The organism is Gilliamella sp. WF3-4, assembly GCF_001690275.1.
GTDB lineage: Bacteria > Pseudomonadota > Gammaproteobacteria > Enterobacterales > Orbaceae > Gilliamella > Gilliamella apicola_C.
In genome coordinates this window covers 1-20740 of sequence record NZ_LZGW01000058.1, presented here as the reverse complement: position 1 = coordinate 20740, position 20740 = coordinate 1, and the positions used below count along the sequence as shown (strand labels likewise).

Annotated in this window: 20 protein-coding genes, 4 tRNA genes and 1 pseudogene; 23 read left to right on the top strand and 2 right to left on the bottom strand. The window is 35.7% G+C overall.

What is annotated here, in order from left to right:
• The 9 genes from A9G47_RS14405 to A9G47_RS13020 form a co-directional block, all read left to right on the top strand.
• Nucleotides 1-555 (top strand): DUF6708 domain-containing protein (locus tag A9G47_RS14405; protein WP_081303679.1); only part of this gene is annotated, 555 nt, incomplete at its 5' end.
• Between the two features lie 224 nt (nt 556-779).
• A complete protein-coding gene (locus A9G47_RS13055) occupies nt 780-968 on the top strand; it encodes a hypothetical protein (RefSeq protein ID WP_065566312.1) in 189 nt (62 codons plus the stop codon).
• 631 nt (nt 969-1599) lie between these two features.
• Nucleotides 1600-3315, top strand: coding sequence for a carbohydrate porin (locus A9G47_RS13050; protein ID WP_081303678.1), 1716 nt, complete (start codon nt 1600-1602; stop codon nt 3313-3315).
• Nucleotides 3316-4239: 924 nt separating this feature from the next.
• The gene (locus A9G47_RS13045) at nt 4240-4857 is read left to right on the top strand and encodes a TIGR04211 family SH3 domain-containing protein (protein WP_065643091.1); all 618 of its coding nucleotides are present in this window, start codon (nt 4240-4242) and stop codon (nt 4855-4857) included.
• Nucleotides 4858-5955 carry a multifunctional CCA addition/repair protein gene (locus A9G47_RS13040; RefSeq protein WP_065643090.1) on the top strand — a complete coding sequence of 366 codons (1098 nt, stop codon included), beginning with the start codon at nt 4858-4860 and terminating at the stop codon, nt 5953-5955.
• Between the two features lie 116 nt (nt 5956-6071).
• Nucleotides 6072-6148: transfer RNA gene (locus tag A9G47_RS13035), tRNA-Met, on the top strand.
• Between the two features lie 37 nt (nt 6149-6185).
• Nucleotides 6186-6270, top strand: a tRNA-Leu gene (locus tag A9G47_RS13030).
• A 26-nt stretch (nt 6271-6296) separates the two neighbouring features.
• A tRNA-Gln gene (locus A9G47_RS13025) sits at nt 6297-6371 on the top strand.
• 159 nt (nt 6372-6530) lie between these two features.
• Nucleotides 6531-6605: transfer RNA gene (locus A9G47_RS13020), tRNA-Gln, on the top strand.
• Between the two features lie 260 nt (nt 6606-6865).
• Here the strand turns inward: A9G47_RS13020 and A9G47_RS13015 are convergent.
• Nucleotides 6866-7666 (bottom strand): YdgH/BhsA/McbA-like domain containing protein, encoded by an 801-nt coding sequence (locus A9G47_RS13015; RefSeq protein WP_065580192.1) that lies wholly within the window; start codon nt 7664-7666, stop codon nt 6866-6868.
• A 363-nt stretch (nt 7667-8029) separates the two neighbouring features.
• Nucleotides 8030-8641 (bottom strand): NUDIX hydrolase, encoded by a 612-nt coding sequence (locus A9G47_RS13010; RefSeq protein WP_065643089.1) that lies wholly within the window; start codon nt 8639-8641, stop codon nt 8030-8032.
• A gap of 113 nt (nt 8642-8754) precedes the next feature.
• On the opposite strand from A9G47_RS13010, the gene A9G47_RS13005 reads away from it, so the two are divergent.
• The 14 genes and pseudogenes from A9G47_RS13005 to A9G47_RS15100 all read left to right on the top strand — a co-directional run.
• Nucleotides 8755-11238 carry a class I adenylate cyclase gene (locus tag A9G47_RS13005; protein ID WP_065643088.1) on the top strand — a complete coding sequence of 828 codons (2484 nt, stop codon included), beginning with the start codon at nt 8755-8757 and terminating at the stop codon, nt 11236-11238.
• A gap of 220 nt (nt 11239-11458) precedes the next feature.
• Nucleotides 11459-12031 (top strand): RNA polymerase sigma factor RpoE, encoded by a 573-nt coding sequence (gene rpoE, locus A9G47_RS13000; protein ID WP_065566482.1) that lies wholly within the window; start codon nt 11459-11461, stop codon nt 12029-12031.
• A gap of 67 nt (nt 12032-12098) precedes the next feature.
• Nucleotides 12099-12659, top strand: coding sequence for an RseA family anti-sigma factor (locus A9G47_RS12995; protein WP_176700715.1), 561 nt, complete (start codon nt 12099-12101; stop codon nt 12657-12659).
• Between the two features lie 78 nt (nt 12660-12737).
• The gene (locus tag A9G47_RS12990) at nt 12738-13649 is read left to right on the top strand and encodes a MucB/RseB C-terminal domain-containing protein (protein WP_065566484.1); all 912 of its coding nucleotides are present in this window, start codon (nt 12738-12740) and stop codon (nt 13647-13649) included.
• Between the two features lie 149 nt (nt 13650-13798).
• Entirely contained in the window at nt 13799-15595 is a 1797-nt protein-coding gene (lepA, locus tag A9G47_RS12985) for a translation elongation factor 4 (protein ID WP_065566485.1), read from the top strand.
• Between the two features lie 48 nt (nt 15596-15643).
• The gene (lepB, locus tag A9G47_RS12980; RefSeq protein ID WP_065566486.1) at nt 15644-16645 is read left to right on the top strand and encodes a signal peptidase I; all 1002 of its coding nucleotides are present in this window, start codon (nt 15644-15646) and stop codon (nt 16643-16645) included.
• A gap of 2 nt (nt 16646-16647) precedes the next feature.
• Nucleotides 16648-17325: a ribonuclease III gene (gene rnc / locus A9G47_RS12975; protein ID WP_442903251.1), complete on the top strand. Its 678-nt coding sequence runs from the start codon at nt 16648-16650 to the stop codon at nt 17323-17325.
• Nucleotides 17322-18227 (top strand): GTPase Era, encoded by a 906-nt coding sequence (gene era, locus A9G47_RS12970; RefSeq protein ID WP_065643086.1) that lies wholly within the window; start codon nt 17322-17324, stop codon nt 18225-18227. Before rnc ends, era begins: the two co-directional genes overlap by 4 nt.
• 870 nt (nt 18228-19097) lie before the next feature.
• Complete coding sequence (locus A9G47_RS14400; protein ID WP_176700714.1) at nt 19098-19259, top strand: hypothetical protein; 162 nt, start codon at nt 19098-19100, stop codon at nt 19257-19259.
• A 37-nt stretch (nt 19260-19296) separates the two neighbouring features.
• Nucleotides 19297-19422 (top strand): hypothetical protein, encoded by a 126-nt coding sequence (locus tag A9G47_RS14705; RefSeq protein ID WP_255309227.1) that lies wholly within the window; start codon nt 19297-19299, stop codon nt 19420-19422.
• A gap of 21 nt (nt 19423-19443) precedes the next feature.
• Nucleotides 19444-19572 (top strand): annotated as a pseudogene (locus A9G47_RS15105) (hypothetical protein); the annotation flags it as partial.
• A gap of 14 nt (nt 19573-19586) precedes the next feature.
• Nucleotides 19587-19961, top strand: coding sequence for an IS3 family transposase (locus A9G47_RS12960; protein ID WP_141674873.1), 375 nt, complete (start codon nt 19587-19589; stop codon nt 19959-19961).
• A gap of 246 nt (nt 19962-20207) precedes the next feature.
• Nucleotides 20208-20429, top strand: a complete 222-nt coding sequence (locus A9G47_RS14065; RefSeq protein ID WP_141674783.1) for a hypothetical protein — start codon at nt 20208-20210, stop codon at nt 20427-20429.
• Nucleotides 20430-20654: 225 nt separating this feature from the next.
• A partial coding sequence (locus A9G47_RS15100) for an ESPR-type extended signal peptide-containing protein (RefSeq protein ID WP_218057482.1) occupies nt 20655-20740 on the top strand: 86 nt, incomplete at its 3' end.

Here is a 20740-nt window from a genome sequence, read left to right as displayed (position 1 = left end):
GGTTTTATTACTTGTTGTGTCGCTTTATATCTATCTATTCCTGAATTCTACCAAAATGCTTTCTCCCGCCGTGGTAGCCCCATTATATTTAACCGTAAAACGGGTAAAGTCTATGTTAACGAAAGTTACTTTTTTAACTTTAAAATATTACGCCATCCTGCAGTATTTTTACAACCGAAAAAACGCCGAATAAAAGAGTATGATTGGGATGATTTGCATGGTGTTATTATCCATAATATGTCGCGTAATGCTTTAAGCTCGACTGTGTTAATGGTGTGCCAACCCGGTACGCATCAAGTGATTGATCATATTATGCTAGATCCTGCCCGAGCAGGCGCTGGTAGTACATTTGTTTGGGGATGGATCAACAGTTTTATGGTGTATTATAAATCAGCCAATATTGATGATGGTGAATATAAGTCAGATCAAGAGGCGGAATTTAAAGCCCATAGGATTGACGGCCAAGGCTGGCCTGAATGGATGGTAGAAGCATTTAATGCCACATCATTAGAAGAGCTCGCCGAAATTAAACAACGGCATCATGTCAAACAATAAGTTTTAATAGCTTAGGCGGGGGCGGGTAATTTGATAAGTATGATAGCAACCGTAATGTAATAACAAGGCTGCCAGAGCCTGATTATAACAAAATTGACGAGCCAGACGAATTTACCTTAACCACATCGGCGAATTATCTTACTGATAAAACCACAACCAATAGCGATAAGCCAATTCAAAATGGGCTGACTATATCCGAAATTAACGCCAAGTTAACATTAAATATGTTGATTTCTAAAATCGTAGCAAGAGCCTTTGCAACGATCAATATTTTTGAAGTCTTAGGTGAGTTAAAAAGTGCTTTTGGTATGTGGGATATGGAGCACAAAGGTTATTTTTTAGCTAGATTGTTTGGTTTTTTATTTTTAGGTATTGGTACTGCTCTGCTATTAGTTAGAAATGAAATGCTATAGGTGCTTGGGTGTTGTTTTATTTCTATTGAGTTTATACTTAATAAAAGTGGCAAAAAATACGATAATTTTACTCTTATCGATCACTGGTTTGGTATGTTCGCACTTTTTAGCACCAAAAGTATGGGCATACCATTTTTAAATAAAAATTTTTTAGTATTTTGCTTATTTCTGTGGCTATAAAATTTTTTTTGCGCCGGTTAAGGCTTAAAGCAGATAAATTATTCCAATTATGCCTATTGATAATTCCATTTAGAACCATGTTCATCTATTCCCCCTACACATTTGGTTTACTAGGTAATATTGACTCATGCTAATTATGAATATCTTTATTAATTTTTATCACTTATAAGCTATATGCGATAAAAAAAGCGGAATAATTAGCATTTATGTAATCGTGCCGATGTTGTATATAAAATGATAATTTTTAATGTGATATCAATCACACTATTAGTGTTTAGCTTTTGAACAATCGTTTTTATTCGCTATATTAAAATTGCTTATTAAAAAGCATTGGATTGTTACCGATCTATAGCGGGCAAAACCTAAAGGGCAGTAATGGCTACCCTTTAGGTTTTTTTTGTTTTAAATCTAAAAGATTTTATTTATTCTTTAAAATAATGAGTAGAGAAAAATGAAATATTCAATAAAAACAGTATGTAAAGTAAAACCAAAACGAATTGTTTTAATGACGATGCTTTGTTTATGTTATTTACCAAATGCTATTGCTGCTACTCAAGATGAATTAGAAGCAAGAATTGCATTATTAGAACAAAAATTATTAGCACTTAGTCAAGAGTCTAATGATTTGAAAAAGCAAGTGATTGAGTCGAATAAACAGCTCGCTCAATTAAATAATCATCTTCAAAAACAACAAATTGTTATAAATAATCAGAAAAAAGCGCTTAAAAATAGCCAAAAAGCAGTACTTACAAAGCAACAGCCACCTAGTAACCCAACACAAATAAGTAATAATCAAATTGTGCTAGTTAATACACCAAAAGCAGACACCGTGCTAGGTGAAAATCCACCAGAAAAGAGATCATTTACTTTAGCTGAATTTAAAGACTATATTAAAGATGAAATTGGTTTTTCTTATAATGGTTATTTTCGTGGTGGCTGGTCAACTTCAAGTAATGGTAAACCTAAGAATTATGCTGAAGGAGCATTAGGTCGATTTGGTAATGAATATGGCGGTTGGTATGATCTTGTCTTTAAGCAAAAAATCTATGATCAAGATGGAAGACGTGTTGATACTATTGTTATGATTGATGGAAACGTAGCGACAAATAAAGCTGCGGGGTTATTTAATACTCAAGATGACAATCTTATGCAATTTTCAGATATTTATTTAGAAACAAAAGGATTTGTACCAAGTTTTCCTGATGCAAAATTATGGGTTGGTAAGCACTCATTACCTTATAATGAAATTCAAATGCTTGATTGGAAAACCCAAAAAACACCCGCTGGAGGGGGGATTGGTGTTGAAAATCTTAAAGTTGGTATCGGCGCTTTTGATGTCGCTTTAGTAAGAGCGGATGTAAATGTAAAGAGCAAAAAAGGAGTAGCTAAAATAGATAGCAATGGCAATGAAATTATTCAACATAAAAAAGAAGAAGTTGATTTAAACGAACTAGAAATCCGCTATCGTGATATTCCATTATGGAAAGATGCAACGCTTGGGGTGAATGCTCGTTATTCAGCTCCAAATAAATCTAAAATCCAAGATAATGTATCGGTAAAAAATGCTTGGCTTGGTAGTTTTGTTTTGCGTCAAAATAAATTTTTTGGTGGATTTAATCAGTTTACATTGCAGACAGCAACCAATTCTGTTGCTTCACAGTTAGCAAATATTAATACGAATAATCCAGAATTTGCCAGTAATTCAGATAATGACTATATTGGTACGCATACAGGAGGTAAAGCTTATCGCTTTGTATCAGAAGGGGAAGCTTATCTAAGTAATGATATTATTGTGGCTCATGCTTTGGCGTTAACTTCAGGTAATGATGTTTACTCTTACGATCTTAACCGCCCACATACCGATTTTACAAGCTTTAAATCAGCTATAAGACCAGCTTATATCTGGGATACTTATAATCAAAGTGGTGTTGAGCTTGGTTATTTTCGACAAAAGAACAAAGTCAAAAATAAAACTTATGTTGAAGAAGGATACAAAACCACGCTTTATCATTCGTTCAAAGTTGGAAAAAGTATTTTATCTTCACGGCCCGATATCCGTTTTTATGTTTCTTATATAGAGGCATTACAAAATGATATCAGTAAGTTTGATTTTAATGGTAAAGATCATCAAATTAGTTTTGGTGTACAAACCGAAGTCTGGTTTTAATTGTAATTTTATAGATATGATATAAAACTTATCATCTGAACTTTATTATAGGTTTAGCTCAATACCGCTTATTTATATAGTTCAGATGAAAAGTTAACGGTTTACTGGTGTAGACCTACTGTAGACCCACGTTATTTTTAGCTAAAGCTGGTATATAAACATGAAATTTTGCAAGTGATGTTCGCGTGTGGCGATTTCTTTATGAAGAACCATAATGGGTTATTGGGGTTTTGTGAGGCAAGAATTCTTTAATCCAGTAGTCACTAAATGCCATGAGCTTTTGTGTTCGCTCAAAAATAAGCAATATCACTGAAAATCGATTAACTTAATATGGTTTTTTACCTAAATTGATTAAAGTATTTTGGCATATACAATATGCCTCTTTTATCTAAAATAAAGTGACTGGTTTAATGCAGTTTAGCAATACAATCTTTGCTAATAATAGTATGCTATTATCGGTTTTAAAAAGTTTTTTTATTGCAAAGATTGGTAGTCAGCCTTTACTATTTTGGTAACTTTCAAGCCCTGACGTGCATAAAATTACCTAAACTTTCTTCTGGGCACAGAGTAGATGGCATATTGGCGTTTATACAACAATTAGGTTCAGTTGAGCTCAACTTGTCAATTGTTTGTGGTTGTGAGTTTTGTAATCGTTTACCAAAATAATATAGCTCTGCTAAGGTGCAGTACGAAAATAGACATCTATATTGCGATTGTTGAGGCGGTGATTCATATGGCTATGTGTCTTAAAGGGTATCTTTAATTCCTTATTTGGCGGTTAACAAAGCACAAAATACAACCAATTCCATTTTTGGGGATATTAACTTTATTTTAAGATTGATAACCACTTACAAATAAAATGATTATGCGAATTACCATTTATTTATGTTATTATGTAAATATTTATAGGTTATTGTTGTAAATATGATGAAAAAACATAATGTTATCACAATGCTTTCGCTTTTTGCGATTGCTTTTAATAGTTACGCTATAGACAAATATGTGACAGATGATGTTGATATTTATTTGCGGCGAGGCCCTGGTTCGCAGTATGCGTTTTCTAATGCAGTTAAAGCTGGAGAAAAGGTCATTGAGCTAGAAAAAAGTGCAGATGGTAAATACAGTCGTATTCAACTTAATAATGGTAGTGTTGCTTGGATAGAAACGGCTAAACTGAACGAACAAGCTAGCTATAAAGAACGCTTTCCTGAGTTAGAAGCAAAATTTGCAGAATATAAAGATAAAGCCGATAACGCCGATGCGAACCAACAGAAATTGGTCAATGAATACATCCAAAAGTTGCAATCAGCGGAAAAAACAATTGAAACACTTCAAAGTAAAAATGAAGTTTTAGAACAACAGCTCAAAGAGCAGGGGACGCGAATTGAATCAATACTGAATCAAGTGGATGATAAACGCCTTGATCTTATTGTAACTTGGTTCACCTATGGTGGTCTTGTAGCTGGTGGTGGCCTTATTTTAGGGCTTATATTACCAAGGATTATACCTAGTCGACGCAAAAAAGATCGTTGGATGCGATAGATGAGTGCAATCTATCTTGTTGGAGGTAGTGTGCGCGATAGTTTGTTGCATCTGCCTGTTGTTGATCATGACTGGGTTGTTGTCGGTGCTACGCCAGAGGAGCTTTTGGCATTAGGATATCAACAAGTCGGTAAAGATTTCCCGGTATTTTTGCACCCCAAAACAAAAGAAGAATACGCATTGGCTCGGACTGAGCGAAAATCCGGTAAAGGTTATACTGGATTTATTTGTGATTTTAGTAAAGAAATTACATTAGAACAAGATCTGATGCGCCGAGATTTAACCATTAACGCCATTGCCATGGATGAAAATGGCAATATTATCGATCCTTATCATGGTGTTGATGATATTAAACATAAAATCTTACGTCATGTCTCACCTGCTTTTCGAGAAGATCCGCTACGTATATTACGGGTTGCACGTTTTGCAGCGCGTTTTCATCAATTAGGCTTTACTGTTGCGCCACAAACCTTAGATTTAATGAAACAAATGGTATCAGCTGGTGAGGTGAGTTGTTTAACGCCAGAACGAGTATGGAAGGAAACAGAAAAAGCATTGTCAACTTCAAATCCTCAAATTTATTTTCAAGTACTTGAGCAATGTGGGGCGCTTACGTTGTTGTTTCCGTTATTATGCCTATCAGCTGATATTCTTGATGCGCTAAAGAAATCAACCCTACTAACTGACGATTTAACTATACGTTTTGCTGTATTGTGTGGGCTTTTGCCTAGTAAGTCTGTAGTTGAATCATTGTGCGCAAAAATCAAAGCCCCTAACAACTATACTAAAATTGCGATTATGACTCGCCAATATCGTGGCGAGGTCGAAAGAGCGCAGGCACTCACTGCTGAGCAAATTGTTTCTTTGTTAAATAACATTGATGTATGGCGCAACCCTTCGCACCTTAATCAATTAATCATCGCAAGCCAAGCTTTTGCTAAAACAGCATCGTTTACACAAGCAAATTATTTAAAAGAAGCTTATAGCATCGCCAATGGTGTTAACGTGCAACACATTATTGCTGATGGTTATACTGGAAAACAAATCCATTGCGAGTTACAAAAAAGGCGGATTGAAGCGTTAATAAACTGGATTTGATTGTATCTTAATCAATTGCAACTTTTTTTCAAAATATCTTAAAAAAAGGGTTGACGATTTGCCGTAACACAAGCATAATGCGCCTCGCAATGTTGGTTACGACGTTGCGAATGAATGGCTACGTAGCTCAGCTGGTTAGAGCACATCACTCATAATGATGGGGTCACAGGTTCGAATCCCGTCGTAGCCACCATTAAGATTAGGTAATACTTTTACCGGAAGTATCCAGTGCGGGTGTGGCGAAATTGGTAGACGCACCAGATTTAGGTTCTGGCGCCGCAAGGTGTGTGAGTTCAAGTCTCTCCACCCGCACCATTTAATCTTAATGTTTATCCTTTAATTGGGGTATAGCCAAGCGGTAAGGCAGCGGGTTTTGATCCCGCCACGCCCAGGTTCGAATCCTGGTACCCCAGCCATTCCAGTATGCATATTTAAGATATCTTACTCTATAATCTGTTTTATATCCAGCATGCTGATTCCATTAATGCTATTGCATATAGATGGAACTGGTAGGTATGCTAGATTTATTCTAGTTCTCACTAACGTACATTGTGTACGATATTTGTTTTCTATAGTGGGGTATAGCCAAGCGGTAAGGCAGCGGGTTTTGATCCCGCCACGCCCAGGTTCGAATCCTGGTACCCCAGCCATACTTTGATCATTTTGATTGCAAAAGTGTATCTTTCGATTGAAATTCCTAATTGCTATCTATTTGTCTTTGCTAAATGAGATTGGCAGGATGTTATCTGTATGCTTAATTTGGGATATCTGACCGATTTTAGTTAAAAATTGATATTAATAATTAAGCAATTACCATGAAAGCTAATGTTTTAGATTAACGTTTTTGATGTGAAGCCCACATGAGCAAAAAACATTGCTCATGTAGAACTTATTTTAGAAAACTGTGACTTTATTTATATAGGCTTACAAACACCGTTTGCGCTGTGTTTGCAGGATTGGTTGATACTTCTTTTACGTAATAAAAATGGGCGCCATTAGCAATAGCATGTTTTTGTGCAGCCGAGCTAATTTCTGCAGTATTGTTAAATACACCATGGAAGCTAATTGTACTAAATGGGGTCATATGTTTAAACGCTTCACTACTGATTTCGTAAGCATCTTGACCTTGTATCGCATTTGTAGCGATATAATCTCTAATTGGTGCATCTTGTTTGTATAAATAAACTTCGATATCCTCTGCTTGACTGCTGGCATTAGCCGACGAAATTGAATCGATATAAAACGCATAAGCATTTTTCTCAGCGGCTAATTTACTTGCTGCTTGGGTGATTTCGGATGTGTTATTGTAATTACCTTTAAATTTAACAATTTCAAATGGTAAATAGTAAAGTGCCTTTGAACGATTATAAGAAACTACACCATTATAGGTGGTTTCATCTTTTTGCACGGCAATAGGTGCATTAGATTGATAAATATTGGCATAAACAATAGCGCGATCTGATGAAGTGCCATTAGCTGGACTTTCGATGGCAGTAATGTGGTAATATTTAGCTCCCGCTTCGTCGGCTGCGCGTGAAATATCATTAGCTGCGTTATCGGCTTGTAAGTAACTGCCAGTCACTGAGATTTCTTTTAATGGCACTAGATGCCTACTTTCTTTGTCTGTCAAAGGTTCAGCAGCGTAAAGACTCGCAACGGGTAAAGATAATAGTACGGCTAAAGCAATAGAAGTTTTGGTAAAACGTTTCATGATTGAATCCTTCGTTTTGAATTATTAAAATAGAAAATCACTTTGTTAACGCTTATTTAATTTACAGATATATTAATATAGTGTTGCTTTGAGAATGTTCTAACTTGTGGAGCTCCAGAATGTTTTGTCCTTGTCTACTTGTAAAAAGTGTTAAGACATATAATAGTTGTTTTGGTTTGAATGAATTGTAAAACAACTATCTATAGTTATAAGATGTTCAGTGATAATCCTCAAGTTCTTTTCATTAAATAGAATAGCGCCTAGCACAAATTGCTTAAAATGAAATAAATTGTTAAAAAAAGTGTTAACTTTTTGTTGATTAAATCTGTGATTACTTTTGTAAAATTGTATTTACCCTATAGATTATTCACGAATTGTTTCGATGAAATGCATAAGAATTTGAGCGGTTAATCCCCAAATAACCCTATTACGATACTGATAAAAATAAACGGGATGCTCGGATCGTTTTTGCCAGTTTTGTGAACGGTTAGTAATGATATTAAAAGGGAAATCATCGGCAGGTTTATGCCCTACAAACATTGTTGCACTCATTGGGCGGTTATGAATAAACCACTCAACCGGAACGGTAAAGATTTGTTCTACTTCGTCATGGTTTAGTTGCAAATCATTTAGCGAGCTTATTGTGCCTACAAATGGGTAAATAATCATACCTAATGTTGCAATAAATTTAGGTAATTGCCCTAAAATCGTTATTTGATTGTAGGCTATACCTAATTCTTCAACAGTCTCACGCTTGGCGGTGTATTGGGGATTTGGGTCAGCCAATTCAACCCGACCACCAGGAAAACAGATATCGCCAGGTTGCCATTTTAGCTTTTCTGATCTGACCTGAAATAACAGATGCAATTGGTGATTAACCTCGACGATTGGTAACAATACCGCAGCTTTATTATCGACCAATTTAGTTGCCTGCTTTTTTTGGATTTGTTTAGTTATATTTTCAATTGTGATCATATTAATGTGTTTTACTCTAAGATTAAATTTTAGCCCTATTTACCTTGCACTAATAACATGCTAGATTTACCTAATGCGTTAGTTTAATACGCGTGTTTTACCTAATTGAAGCTATGCAATATTATATCAATAACATAAAAAAAGAACTTGAAGAGCTTGCCAATCTAAAGCGTGAACGAGCTCTTGTTGGCATGCCTGATGAATTTCAACAAGTATTTTTGTTGCTTCCTGCTCTTTTTCACTATCATACGCCTGAATTACCCGGATATATGGAAGGTAATATACCTTCAGGGATTGCTTGTTATCAATTATCTACTGATACAAAAAAACTACTTAAACATAAATTTAATTTTGCTCCCACCAAAAATAAAACTAAAGTGACTCGAGCTCCTGCAATATCAGCTTTATATTCAATGGGCAGCACCTGTTCTATGGGGCAGTCGGTTCAATCGGATCTTGATATTTGGATATGTATTGAAAATAGTTTAACTGACCAACAAAAAGAATTCTTACAGTTAAAATGTCGTCTAATTGAAGACTGGGCTGCAACGTTGCAAGTTAAATTAACATTATTTGTCGTTGATGCCGATCGGTTTATTAATAAACATCATGAATGCTTAATGGGCGAGAATTGTGGTTCTGCACAGCACATTTTGTTGCTTGAGGAGTTTTACCGTTCCGCAAATTTATTAGCTGGCAAATTTTTGTTGTGGTTTGTGGTGCCCCATAACTTTACTGTGAATAACGTCATTTACTCCACTTATGAACAATGTGTTAACGCCATGGTTGATCTTAATTTAATTGAACGAGATCAGTGGATTGATTTTGGCCCGTTAACAAATCTATCAGCTGAAGAGTATTTTGGTGCAAGTTTGTGGCAACTTTATAAAAGCATTGATTCACCTTTTAAAGCTGTGCTTAAAACTATGTTATTAGAAGCATATTCATGGATCTATCCCCAAAATAAGCCAGTTGCTTATCAAATGAGAGAATTTATTCAAAAGGGTGAAATACATAATGGAATGTATCTAGATTCGTATTACATGTTATTAGATAGAATCAGTAAATATCTTATTGAAATTAACGATTGGCAACGACTTGAGTTAATTCGCAACTGTTTTTATTTAAAAATAAATGAAAAGCTCTCTATTCCCATGAAATCACCTTCTTGGCGCCGTGCTATACTGAGTGACTTAGTTAAAAGCTGGGGATGGAATAAACAACAAATTGCAAAATTAGATGCTTGCCAAAAATGGAAAATAGGACAAGTTCGAGAAATGCACGAAATTTTGTTACACACCATGATGGCGGGTTATCGAAATTTACTTAATTTTGGTCGGCGTAATAATTTAGACTCACAGATTAGCCCTAAAGATTTGGCGATATTAACACGAAAGCTTTATGCTGCTTTTGAAGTACTGCCGGGCAAGATTACCACTTTAAAGCTTAATATATCTGATAATCTACAAGAAGAGGTATTAACATTTATTCATGTTGCTAAAGACCGCATTAATCGATCTGGGTGGTATGTTTATAATCAAAAACCTATGTTGAAATCAATTGTTGGTCATCAATATCTAGAATACAGCAAATATTTAGTAAAACTAGTAGGATGGTGTTACTTTAACGGCTTAATAGCTGATTCTACCTCTTTTTATTATCGCGATGGAGAAAATCGAAACAACACAAAAATTAATAAGTTGATTGAGGATCTAAAAAAATATTTTCCTATTGATGTACCTACAGCAACTGAAGATCAGTTATATGGACCATGTGAAATTCGTCATTTAGCCATTATTTTAAATTTAGAAGACGATCCAACAGTGAATATTGAATTAGACGATCAAGTAACTAATAGCGTGCTTAATTATGGTCAGCATGAGCTGAGCTTGGTGGGATCGATAGATCTTCTTTATCGTAATTCATGGAATGAAATTCGCGTACTTCATTTTAGTGGTACACTATCGGTGCTTGAAGCGATTAAGGCTTTGTTAAATCGTATGCACAAAGACGCTGACTTGCCCAGTTCAATCGAAATTTTTTGTTATAGTGAATACCTAAGCAATGAAATCAAGCAAGACATGAAAAAGCTAATGGATGAATGTATTGATTTACGCTTAACCACCACTGAAAACAACTCAACGCAAGTCAAACCATTAAGGGTTGGAGGAGCTTCTTGGTATCTGTTTTTTGAACGACTAGGTGTATCAAGCCATCAATTTGACAATGCAATTGATTTTTATGGCGCGGTATCAAATAATAAAATACAAGGTAGGCCACTGAATATTTTAGATGAAACTAACGAACTACCGAAAGAAATTGATAGCGTTGCTTATGCTGGGATTATTCAATTCTTCTTTGAAAATACCGATTCGGGCTTTGATCTTTTCATCTTAAATGAACATAATCAAGTTGAAATTTATCGTAACTGCAACGGTTCAAGAGATAATATGGTGAAAGATATCAACGAATTTTATGTTTTATCTGACGATCGTTTTACGTTTACCACCAGTAGCTCGGTTAATTTTAATCTACCTCAATTTTATCAAATCACTTATAATGAACGTGGTGAGCGAGAGATCGTTCCGCTTAATTAAAAAAATCGAAACCCGATCTTATTTGCAGTAATCGTTGTCAAAAAACTTCAGAAAAACTTATTTTTGAGTATATAAAGATTAAATATTTACAATTAATGAGTAAAATAATTAAATTTCTATTAAAATAGTGGGAACTTTTTTTCAATTTAAGAATCTAACTGTTTGTGTGCGCAAATTTGGGCCGAACGACAGTTATTAACACAATAAGGAATGGCCTTTAATGGGGGAGCAAGTAACAGACCAAGTACTAGTTGATCGCGTTCTTAAGGGAGACAAAAACGCTTTTAATTTACTTGTTGTTCGTTATCAAAACAAATTGGCTTATTTGGTTTCTCGTTATGTATTAGCGTCTGAAGTTCCTGATGTTGTGCAAGATACTTTTATAAAGGCATACCGTTCATTAAGCCTTTTTAAAGGTGAAAGTGTTTTTTACACATGGTTGTATCGAATTGCGGTTAATACGGCAAAGAATTACTTAGCGTCTCAAGGAAGGCGTCCTCCAGCATCAGATATTGATGCTAACGAGGCTGAAAGTTACGAAGGTGCAGATTCATTGAGAGATCTCGATAATCCTGAAAATTTAGCGCTTTCAGACGAAGTGAAAAAAACAGTATTTGCTGCGATAGAGGCATTACCCGACGATTTAAAAACGGCAATCATGTTGCGCGAAATTGACGGTTTAAGCTATGAAGAAATCGCTAAAATTATGGATACCCCTGTAGGGACAGTGCGGTCACGTATTTTTAGAGCACGCGATGCAATTGATGAAAAAATTAAACCATTACTTAGTTAACGGTTACAAACAAGTTAACAGTTACAAACAAATTGAAAGCATTAGTCATAAATTTAAGGTATTTACTATGCAAATAGAACAGAAAGAGCAACTTTCATTACTTATGGACGGTGAGTTTGACAATGATCATATTGTCGATGCTATATCATATGACGAAAGTTTGCAGTCATGCTGGCAGCGCTACCACCTTGTAAGAAATACAATGCGTGGCGAGTTGCATAGTAGCTTATTAACGCTAGATGTTTCTAAGCAAGTAGCTAAAGTAATTATGGCTGAAGATTTATATAACCAACCGACAAATCAACCTAGTGTTGAAGCCACTGCGCCACCAAAATCTGAAAATCTCATGTGGATTCACGTTAAAGACTTTTTTGCTAAAGCTAGCCAAGTTGGGCTTGCAGCGTGTGTAACCCTTGGCATTATTGTTGGTGTGCAATATCATCAAGGACAAGCAGATAGTGTTAACGCAAGCCCTATATTAAATACAGTACCAGTAGGGGTAAACCTTGCACCAGTGGGGGGAACTCACCAACAAAACGATCAGCAATTACTTGAAAAACGCCAATATGACAAAATTAGATTGCTTGTACAAGATTATGAATTACAAAAAAGATTAAATGCTCGTTAATTCGAAATGAAATCATTACATTATTTTGTTATATATTCTCTAAAACAGAGCAGAAATATTATATTTGCTCTGTTTTTTGTGTTTTTTTCAGCGTCTATTTTTGCTCAAGATACCGACGATGCCCTAATACGCTTAAATAGAATGAATCATGCTGTAAAAACGCAAGATTACCGAATTTACTTTTTATCTCAAGATAAAAACCAATATGTAAGCACATTTGAATATAGCCATTTGGGCGCTACTAAAAAAGAAGATATTAATGCGTGTTTGCGTTATCTTGAAGGTCCTGATAAAGAGATCATTTTACATAAAGGCGTCACCAGTTATTTTCAGCCTGATAGCCCATCATTTTCTATTACAAGCTCACGTATTTTGGAAGCTTTTCCTGATGTGATTTATAACAATTTCGATGCGCTTAAAGACATTTATGATTTTATTGAATTAGGTCAAACTAGAACTGCTAACCGAAGTGTACAGTTGGTAAAAGTTGTCGCTAAAGATAACGACCGTTATAGCTATGTGATTTGGATTGATGATGAAACCGATTTACCGATGAGAATTGATTTATTAGATCAAAATAATGATGTCATCAACCAACTAAAAGTGGTTCAACTTGAGAAAGATTTTGATAAGAATGAACTGGCAAACTACATCAACAGCCGAACTTATCCGATTTTATTATCGATTGAAAAGCAAAAAGATGTGCTTGGTCAATGGCGATTAGCTTGGTTGCCTAAAGGGTTTAAAGAAATAGCTGCCTATAATTTGAATTTTTATCGCTCTGATATTGCGACTAAATTGTACTCAGATGGTGTGTTTTCGTTTACGGTTAATGTATCTTCTGAGCAAGCTAAACAATCAAATCAAATCATCCAACAAGGCGGGCGGACTATTTATTCAACGAACTTTGGGCACAAAAATATTATCATCATTGGTAATTTGCCACAAACTACTGTTGAGCGTATTGCACAAAATATTATCCAGAAATAAAGACAAACTTCTCGATAACGCTATGCTTAGTAGTGATAAATGTGTAAAATGTTCCTCTTTCTGACTATGTAATTATTAGCAATGCTGGTAATAACCAAAAGGCACTTTAGATAGTTAACCGTTAATAACCAAGATACTAATTTATTAATATGAATAAAAATATCCGCAATTTTTCAATCATTGCCCATATTGACCATGGTAAATCAACGCTTTCAGACCGCATCATTCAAATTTGTGGCGGGCTTTCAGATCGAGAAATGGAAGCTCAAGTGCTCGATTCAATGGATCTTGAGCGTGAACGTGGCATTACGATTAAAGCACAGAGTGTAACACTTGATTATCATGCTAAAAATGGCGAAACCTATCAGCTTAATTTTATCGACACGCCAGGGCATGTTGATTTTTCGTATGAAGTATCTCGTTCGCTCGCTGCTTGTGAAGGTGCATTATTAGTTGTGGATGCAGGGCAAGGGGTAGAAGCACAAACACTAGCAAACTGCTATACCGCGTTAGATATGGATCTTGAAGTTGTCCCCGTTCTTAATAAAATCGATTTACCCGCAGCCGAACCAGAACGTGTTGCGGCTGAAATCGAAGATATTGTTGGCATTGATGCAAGTAATGCGGTTCGCTGTTCGGCTAAAACTGGTGTTGGTGTTATTGATGTACTTGAACAATTAGTTAGCGACATCCCCCCACCAGAAGGCGACTCAAATGCGCCATTACAAGCACTAATTATCGACTCATGGTTTGATAACTACTTAGGTGTAGTTTCACTAATTCGCATTAAAAATGGTGAGTTAAACAAAGGCGATAAGATCAAAGTAATGAGTACTGGCATGACTTATAACGTGGACAGGCTAGGTATTTTTACTCCAAAACAAGTAGACACACAGCGCCTCAATTGTGGTGAAGTAGGTTGGGTTGTTTGTGCTATCAAAGATATATTAGGCGCTCCAGTGGGTGATACTCTGACTTTGGCAAAAGCACCTGCACAAACCCCATTACCAGGTTTTAAAAAGGTCAAACCACAAGTTTACGCAGGGTTATTTCCAACCAGTTCTGACGATTACGAAGCTTTCCGTGATGCGCTTGGAAAATTGAGCCTAAACGATGCTTCACTATTTTATGAGCCAGAAAATTCAGGCGCTTTAGGATTTGGATTCCGTTGTGGTTTTCTTGGCTTACTACATATGGAAATCATTCAAGAGCGTTTAGAGCGTGAATACAACCTCGATCTTATCACTACCGCGCCAACGGTTGTTTATGAAGTGCTAACCACATCGAACGAAACAATTTATGTTGATAGCCCAGCTAAATTACCGGCAGTAAATAACATCCAAGAATTACGCGAACCGATTGCTGAATGTAACATATTAGTACCACAAACTTATTTAGGTAACGTAATTACATTATGTGTTGAAAAGCGCGGCGTACAAACCAACATGGTTTATCATGGCAATCAGGTTGCTTTAACGTATGAAATCCCAATGACTGAAGTTGTATTAGACTTTTTTGATAAGTTAAAATCGACATCGCGCGGGTATGCCTCATTAGATTACAGTTTTAAACGATTCCAAGCTGCCGACATGGTAAGATTGGATGTATTAATTAACGGTGAACGCGTTGATGCATTAGCTTTAATCACCCATAAAGATAATGCACCATATCGAGGGCGAGAATTAGTTGAAAAAATGAAAGATCTTATTCCCCGTCAACTATTTGATATCGCCATTCAAGCAGCTATTGGTAATCATGTTATAGCACGATCAACCGTAAAACAATTACGTAAAAACGTATTAGCCAAATGTTACGGTGGCGACGTAAGCCGTAAAAAGAAACTTCTACAGAAGCAAAAAGAAGGTAAAAAGCGAATGAAACAAGTAGGTAATGTGGAATTACCGCAAGAAGCATTTTTAGCGATTTTGCATGTAGGGAAAGATTAACCAATTAAAGACAAATCGATAAAAAGATTTATTTAAAGAGGGAAAAAAATGGCTGGAACATTTGCCATCATATTAACATTAGCGACACTTATTACAGGTATTTTTTGGTTTTTAGAAAAATTCAAATGGAAACCAGCAAGACAACGCAAAGTTGAAGAAATCCGCACACAAAGCGATGGTGAAGTCGATGGAAAAGTCCTTGCTCAAGTTGGTAAGCCTAAAGGCTGGGTTGAAAACTTATCATCATTTTTCCCAGTTTTGTTTGTGGTGTTTGTTATTCGGTCATTTATATATGAGCCGTTTCAAATTCCATCTGGCTCAATGATGCAAACGTTATTAATTGGCGATTTTATTGCTGTTGAAAAATATGCATACGGCATGCGTGATCCTATTACCAATACTGTTATCATCCCTACAGGAAAACCTAAACGTGGTGATGTGGCTGTATTTAAGCACCCTGATATTCCAAGCATGGATCTGATTAAACGGGTTGTTGGTATGCCTGGCGATAAAATCGTGTATCAGGTTAAAGAAAAGCAAGTTCTAATCTACCCGGCCTGCCAACCAACCGATATAAATTGCCAAGGCCAACAATTGCAACCACTTGATTTGCATTACAGCGAACCTAAGCCAAGCAATTGGAAAGAAGTTCACGAACAGTTGAAACCAAACCCTAGTTTTTATACTGTAGAACAATATGCTGATAAAGGTATTGTCGACTCTGAATCTATTGTGACATTGAATATGAAAATTCAACAAGAGACCTTAGGCGACAGAGCGCACGAAATCTTAATCACACAAGGTTCACAGGAAAACCCAAGATATTATTATCACCAAGATGGTCAACCTGATGCTACTTGGATCGTACCACCAGGTCATTATTTTATGATGGGCGACAATCGTGATAACAGCGGCGACAGTCGATATTTCGGTTTTGTGCCTGAAGCTAACTTTGTTGGTAAAGCTACAGCAATTTGGATCAGCTTTGAAAAACAACCAAACGAATGGCCTACAGGTATCCGCTTTAATCGTATTGGTGGCATACATTAATCATTATGAAAACATTTACTGAAATTCAACAATCTATCGGCTATCAGTTTCAGGATCTCTCTTTACTTGAATTAGCACTTACTCACCGAAGCGCTAATAAATTGCATAACGAACGTTTAGAGTTTTTAGGCGATGCTATTTTAAGTTTCGTCATTGCTGATGAACTCTATCATCGCTTTGTCAAACAAGATGAAGGTGATCTAAGCCAAATGCGAGCAACCTTGGTTTGTGGGCAAACACTTGCCGAAATTGGAAAAGATTTCAAGTTGGGCGATCACCTTATTTTGGGGCAAGGTGAATTAAAAAGTGGAGGATTTCGTCGCGAATCCATTATTTCTGACGCTGTCGAAGCTATTATTGGTGCCATTTACTTAGATAGCGACATCGACACAATACGCCCATTAATCTTATCATGGTATCAAACTCGATTAAGCCAAATCCAACCTGGCATTAAACAAAAAGATGCCAAAACAAGATTACAAGAATATTTACAAGGAACTCATCGCCCTCGTCCGTGTTATTTAATTCTTGAAGTCACAGGTGATAATCATGAACAAGAGTTCTTAATTCAATGTAAAATTGACGACGATAGCCACGAGTATTTTGGGCGGGGCTTAAGTCGCCGAAAAGCAGAACAAGCTGCTGCACAAGAAGCTCTCAACCAATTAGGTATAAAATGATAGAAACAACACAACATTGCGGATTTGTCGCCATTGTGGGGCGGCCAAATGTAGGTAAATCAACACTATTAAATCAGTTGCTTGGACAAAAAGTATCGATTACATCACGTAAAGCGCAAACGACTCGCCACCGCATTATCGGCATCGACACACAAGATAACGATCAAATTATCTATATTGATACACCAGGACTTCATATTGAAGAAAAAAGGGCGATTAACCGCTTAATGAACCGAGCGGCAAGTAGCTCAATTGGTGATGTTGAGCTTGTTATTTTTGTGGTTGAAGGGACACATTGGAATGATGATGATGAAATGGTCGTTAACAAGTTAAAAGACTGCAAAAGCCCTATATTGCTAGTGATTAATAAAATTGACAACGTTAGTGACAAAACACAACTATTACCACATATACAAACGATCAGCCAAAAAGCAAATTTTATTGATGTTGTACCAATTAGCGCTGAAAGAGGCGAAGGTATTGATATTATAAAAGATATCGTCAAAAAACATTTACCAGAAGGTGAACATCACTTTCCTGAAGATTACATAACTGACCGTTCACAACGCTTTATGGCATCAGAAATCATCCGTGAAAAGCTCATGCGCTTTTTAGGTGATGAATTACCTTATTCGGTAACGGTTGAGATTGAACAATTCAAAGTGGATGAACGCAACGGAATGTACCGAATTAACGGATTAATTTTAGTTGAACGCGATGGGCAAAAGAAAATGGTCATCGGTAATAAAGGCGAAAAAATCAAAAAAATAGGCATCGAAGCCCGCAAAGATATGCAATCCTTTTTTGACAACAAAGTCCATTTAGAACTTTGGGTAAAAGTTAAAGCAGGGTGGGCTGATGATGAGCGAGCTTTACGAAGCTTAGGTTATAGTGATGATTAAAAATTTTAAGTGATTTTTTGTAACAAATTAGGTATAAAGATACCTAACTTTCTTTAACCACCTAATAAAATTAAAGTTTTACTAGGTGGTTTTTATAGAAAAATACCTTCATTGTTTATAGTTGAAACAGGTTGTTTTGTCTTATTCAATGGCAGAGTATACCAGCAAAAACAAAATTGAATTTTATACTGAAACGCTATTCATTTTACAAAAATTATTGGATTTAACTTAAAAACACAAATAAAAAACTTAAATAAAATCAATGTCTTTTCTGAATTCTTTTTAAGGAAAAAATATTCCTATTTTTAACCCGCCAATGGTTGTTAAAAGATATGATTCTGCAACCGCACGAGGGATACTGGAGGATTGCGCATAAAATCCTCCCAAAATAAGCTATTTGCCACTTAAAAAAGCAGTCAGAAAAGCCATTGATTTTATTTGATTTTTTATTTTTGCTTTCTTAGATTAAAACACGAAGTGCAATTTTAAACTCGGTGGAGTGAAGAAAATAGAAAGATGATTTATACTCGCTACTTCGCACCACCATAGTTTGGAGGTTGCTATGCATTATAATCACCTTTCTAGGAAGGAACGATTCCCGATTTTCGTATTATTACAAGTCGGAAAGAATAAAAAAGCGGTAGCTCAGCTACTCAATAAGCATGGATAGGTTACACTAATTATTACTCGCTTTATAAGGTCATTGTTATGATAAACAAAAAGGCATCAACAATGATAAATTACATGTCAAGAAGAGAAAAACGCAGTTTTACTTGCGAATAAAAAATAGTTGGTAATGCTATATCAAAATGGTAAAAACGAGCGGATATTGTCACTGAGTATGACCTAACTAAATTCGCATTAGATAATATGATAAAACAATATCAAACCACCGAAGAGTTTACTGCTCAAGGCAATCGTAATACTCAAGAAAATGTACTTATAGTCCTACGTAAAGAAAATAAGCGTTTGTTAATGGAGAATAACATTCTAAAGCAAGCTAAGTTAGTAATAGGGCAAAAATCAAGTTAATCACAGAAAATTAATACCGATGTAGCTTACGAGCATTATGTCGATGTTTACAAATGTCAAAAAATCGATTTTATTATCAACAACAATTAATCAGAAAAAAACAGATAAAATGCTTGGTGAAAAAGCGAAAAAAAGTTTAACGATAACTATCAAGCCTATGTAACATAGTCCACTACAGGCAGAGCTTAGAAAGCAAAACATAATATTATCTAGACGCCGAATTGGTCGAATTATGCAAGAAAAGGGTTTGGTGTCGAAATATACCTGTAAAAAATATCGTGTTGATACAGAAAAAGCAACGAATCAACCGTAAGCAATCGGGAAATCGTGGGACGAAGTGCTGGAAGGCATAAGAATACTCAATTGGTTATGGATGCTATCAGTCAAATTCCCATTAATTTAAATTTAGTTAAGTTATTTCATTCAGATAGAGAAAAAGAATCTGATAATTATTTACTTTGTGAATGTTTAAAGGAATTTGGCATGCAGCGTTCATTAAATAATAAGAGATGTCCCTATGATGATACGGTTGCTGAAGCGACATTTAAAAAGGTGAAAACTGAATTTGTGTCAAACACGATTTTTGATTCACTTAAACAGCTTAGGTTGCAATTTAATCACTATGTGGATTGGTTTAATGATAACAGGTTTCATTTGTCTTTAAATTATCTGTCATTGATTGAATATAAAATGAATCTATAACCTTATATTTTTCGCGCTAAAAAGTGCGACATACCAACGAATTGCACCTCATGTTTTAATCCAAGAAAATTACAATAAAAACCAAAATAGGTAAACTTGCATAAGCAATAAAAATATCTTTAAAAATAATATAAAAAGATATTATTTAATAATATTTTATATGGACATTGAGCCTAATGCTGTTTAATATCCTGATCAAATTTTGTCTAGCATTTGAATAAAATTGATACGATAATAAGTTTTCCGATGAAAGTTTCTATAAAATATCTAGTAAGTTTAGTCTTTGTGATCTTACCCTTTACCCCTGTATTGGCTGAAGTTCACCCAATACAGGCACGGGGCGATCAGCAGTTGCCTCACCAGCAAGAACGACAAAAAGCACGACAAGATTGGCTTAGTTCTACCGCCCCCGCTATTCGTTTATTACCCCCCGAACGTTACCACAAAAGGGATAGATTTTCCGACTGAAGCACCTTGTTTTAACATTGATCATGTAGCGTTAATGGAGCGAGACCAATTACCGTGGTTTATTCCATTAAAGAGACTGACATAACAGGTAGAGCGTGGCTGCTTGGAAGGTTAGGTAATTAGCTTATTGATGAGTAAACGGCAAGACCGCGGTCAGCTATGCCGTATTAGAACTACAGAGGCAATATCGAATAAAATCAAGAAATCAAGGATAAGGAATTAGCAATGAATAAGAAGTTATATCGAGTTATTTTTAACAAAAAGCGTAACATGCAGATGGTGGTTGCTGATATTGCTAAGACACCGATAGG

Coding starts and splice junctions, on each gene's coding strand:
- A9G47_RS13055 (WP_065566312.1), top strand. CDS start 780: ATGTTGATTTCTAAAATCGTAGCAAGAGCCTTTGCAACGATCAATATT.
- A9G47_RS13050 (WP_081303678.1), top strand. CDS start 1,600: ATGAAATATTCAATAAAAACAGTATGTAAAGTAAAACCAAAACGAATT.
- A9G47_RS13045 (WP_065643091.1), top strand. CDS start 4,240: ATGATGAAAAAACATAATGTTATCACAATGCTTTCGCTTTTTGCGATT.
- A9G47_RS13040 (WP_065643090.1), top strand. CDS start 4,858: ATGAGTGCAATCTATCTTGTTGGAGGTAGTGTGCGCGATAGTTTGTTG.
- A9G47_RS13015 (WP_065580192.1), bottom strand. CDS start 7,666: ATGAAACGTTTTACCAAAACTTCTATTGCTTTAGCCGTACTATTATCT.
- A9G47_RS13010 (WP_065643089.1), bottom strand. CDS start 8,641: ATGATCACAATTGAAAATATAACTAAACAAATCCAAAAAAAGCAGGCA.
- A9G47_RS13005 (WP_065643088.1), top strand. CDS start 8,755: ATGCAATATTATATCAATAACATAAAAAAAGAACTTGAAGAGCTTGCC.
- rpoE (WP_065566482.1), top strand. CDS start 11,459: ATGGGGGAGCAAGTAACAGACCAAGTACTAGTTGATCGCGTTCTTAAG.
- A9G47_RS12995 (WP_176700715.1), top strand. CDS start 12,099: ATGCAAATAGAACAGAAAGAGCAACTTTCATTACTTATGGACGGTGAG.
- lepA (WP_065566485.1), top strand. CDS start 13,799: ATGAATAAAAATATCCGCAATTTTTCAATCATTGCCCATATTGACCAT.
- lepB (WP_065566486.1), top strand. CDS start 15,644: ATGGCTGGAACATTTGCCATCATATTAACATTAGCGACACTTATTACA.
- era (WP_065643086.1), top strand. CDS start 17,322: ATGATAGAAACAACACAACATTGCGGATTTGTCGCCATTGTGGGGCGG.
- A9G47_RS14400 (WP_176700714.1), top strand. CDS start 19,098: ATGATAAAACAATATCAAACCACCGAAGAGTTTACTGCTCAAGGCAAT.
- A9G47_RS14705 (WP_255309227.1), top strand. CDS start 19,297: ATGTCGATGTTTACAAATGTCAAAAAATCGATTTTATTATCAACAACA.
- A9G47_RS14065 (WP_141674783.1), top strand. CDS start 20,208: ATGAAAGTTTCTATAAAATATCTAGTAAGTTTAGTCTTTGTGATCTTA.